3 protein-coding genes are annotated in these 2383 nt (G+C 63.1%); 1 reads left to right on the top strand and 2 read right to left on the bottom strand.

Annotated features, from left to right (window positions below; translation table 11 throughout):
• A partial coding sequence (locus EN893_RS29365; RefSeq protein WP_128362000.1) for an NADH:flavin oxidoreductase occupies positions 1–1351 on the bottom strand: 1351 nt, incomplete at its 3' end.
• A 101-nt stretch (positions 1352–1452) separates the two neighbouring features.
• On the opposite strand from EN893_RS29365, the gene queF reads away from it, so the two are divergent.
• A complete protein-coding gene (gene queF / locus EN893_RS29360; protein ID WP_027042220.1) occupies positions 1453–1914 on the top strand; it encodes a preQ(1) synthase in 462 nt (153 codons plus the stop codon).
• A 7-nt stretch (positions 1915–1921) separates the two neighbouring features.
• Here the strand turns inward: queF and EN893_RS29355 are convergent.
• Positions 1922–2383: alpha/beta hydrolase (locus EN893_RS29355; protein WP_206640191.1), on the bottom strand; the 462-nt coding region annotated here is incomplete at its 5' end.

Raw genomic sequence — 2383 nt, 5'->3', positions numbered from 1 at the left:
GGTCGAGTTCGGCCAGCCGCCAGTCGATGATGCCGATCAGCTCCTTGCGGCGCGGGTTCTGCGTCGCCAATCGCACCTGGCCGCCGGCCTGGCTCGATGCTTCAAGCACCATCACCTTGTGGCCGCGCTCAGCCGCGACCCGCGCAATCTCCAGTCCGCCGGCGCCGGCTCCGACGACCACGATTTTCTGCTTCGGTCCTTCGGTCTTGACGATGATATGCGGGATTTCGGCCTCGCGGCCGGTCGCGGCATTGTGGACGCAAAGCGCTTCGCCGCCCTCATAGATGCGATCGAGACAATAGGTGGCGCCCACGCACGGGCGGATCTCATGCTCGCGCCCCTCCATCACCTTTTTGATGATGTGCGGATCGGCGATATGGGCGCGGGTCATGCCGACCATGTCGAGCTTGCCGGTGGCGATGGCGTGGCGTGCGGTGGCCACGTCGGATATGCGCGCCGCGTGGAAGGTCGGGAATTTCGTCGCCGCCCTCACCTCTCCGGCGAAATCGAGATGCGGCGAAGAGCGCATGCCGGTCACCGGGATGACCTTGGTCAGTGCCGCATCGCTCTCGATCGAGCCCCGAATGATGTTGAGGAAATCGACCTTGCCGGAGCCCGCCAGCCGCCTGGCGATTTCGATCCCCTCCGCCTTCGACAGGCCTTTTTCGAAATCCTCGTCGGCGACCATGCGGATGCCGACGACGAATTTGTCGCCAACGGCTGACCGCACGGCATCGAGCACCATATTGGTGAAGCGCAGGCGATTGTCCAGCGAGCCGCCGAATTCGTCGTCGCGATGATTGGTGGCGGGCGACCAGAAGCCGTCCATCAGATGGCCGTAGGATTCGAACTCGATGCCGTCGAGGCCGGCGGCCTCGCAGCGCTGGGCGGCTGAAGCATAGTCGGCGACGATGCGCTCCATGTCCCAGTCCTCGATCGTCTTCGGGAATGCGCGATGCGCCGGCTCACGCACCGGCGAGGCCGAGAGCACCGGCAGCCAGTCGGCCTTGTTCCAGCCGGTACGGCGGCCGAGATGGGTGATCTGGATCATCACCTTGCAGTCGTGCTCGTGGCAGGCGTCAGCGAGCTCGGCCAGCCATGGCACGATCCTGTCGTCATAGACATGCAGATTGCCGAAAGCGGCCGGGCTGTCGCGCGAGACGATCGCCGAGCCGGCGGTCATGGTCAGCGCCATGCCGCCCTTGGCCTTCTCGGCATGGTAGAGCCGGTATCGCTGTTTCGGCATGCCGTCCTCGGAATAGGCCGGCTCATGGCTGGTCGACATGACCCGGTTCTTCAGCGTCAGGTGTTTGAGCTGGTAGGGCTGGAGAAGCGGATCGTTGCTGGTCATCGTCTTCCTGCGGTTTCAAATTGTGCTAATGAGCGGCAAAATTCGTTTTCAAGCATGTCGTCCCGCACGCACTCCGGGCACATGCGACAAGGATTGCTGCCATGATCGACACCAAAACCCTCACCCAGCTCGGCGCGCACGTCGAGACGCCACGAAGCCCCGAAGCAGCGGTCCTGGAGACCGTACCGTTTTCGCGCGGTGACGGACCGCCGGCGATCGTGCGCTTCACCTGCCCGGAATTCACCTCGCTGTGCCCAGTCACCGGCCAGCCGGACTTCGCCCATATCGTCATCGACTATGCACCCGATGCGGCTCTGGTGGAATCGAAGTCGCTCAAGCTGTTCATGACCTCGTTTCGCAACCATGGCGCCTTCCATGAAGACTGCACCGTCATGATCGGCCGCCGCATCGTGGCGGCAACCAAGCCGCTGTGGTTGCGCATAGGCGGCTATTGGTATCCACGCGGCGGCATTCCGATCGATGTGTTCTGGCAAACCGGCGCTCCGCCCGAAGGCGCCTGGCTGCCCGACACCGGGGTAGCGCCTTATCGCGGGCGGGGTTGAGCGAACGTCAACCATGGATGGCACCCGTCCGGCAGAGCTTTGTTGCAAGAAAGGAAAAGATAGCATCGCTGTAGCGCAGTTGGTCGTAGCGCAGCAGATCGACATGGCCTGCGCCTCCAAACCAGACGAGTTGTGAACCAACGGCAGCATTCTGCAGCGCCAGCACCTGTCCATGATCGATGAAAGGGTCGTTGCTGCCTGCAAGCAGCATCAGCGGCTTGCCGATAGCAGCAAGATGGTCGACCGGCTTGACATCATCGGCGCTCAACCCGAGACGAAGCGGCATCTGTGCCAAAAGGACATCGGCTTGGAAACCGCGCCAGAAGTGGAAAGGCATTCGCCACGCTGTGGTTTCGCGCAAGGTTGCGTAGAGCTGCTCCAGCACATAGGCATCGGCAGGCGCTTGCGGCGCAGCAAAGACAAGTGCGGCGGCGCCAAGCGACGAGCCGATGGCGGCAAGCTTCTGGCC

This window comes from Mesorhizobium sp. M7A.F.Ca.CA.004.04.2.1 (genome assembly GCF_004022825.1).
GTDB lineage: Bacteria > Pseudomonadota > Alphaproteobacteria > Rhizobiales > Rhizobiaceae > Mesorhizobium.
This window is presented reverse-complemented; position numbering and strand designations above follow the sequence as displayed.

Excerpts from the sequence above, each read along its gene's own strand:
- queF (WP_027042220.1), top strand. The coding sequence starts at position 1,453 with ATGATCGACACCAAAACCCTCACCCAGCTCGGCGCGCACGTCGAGACG.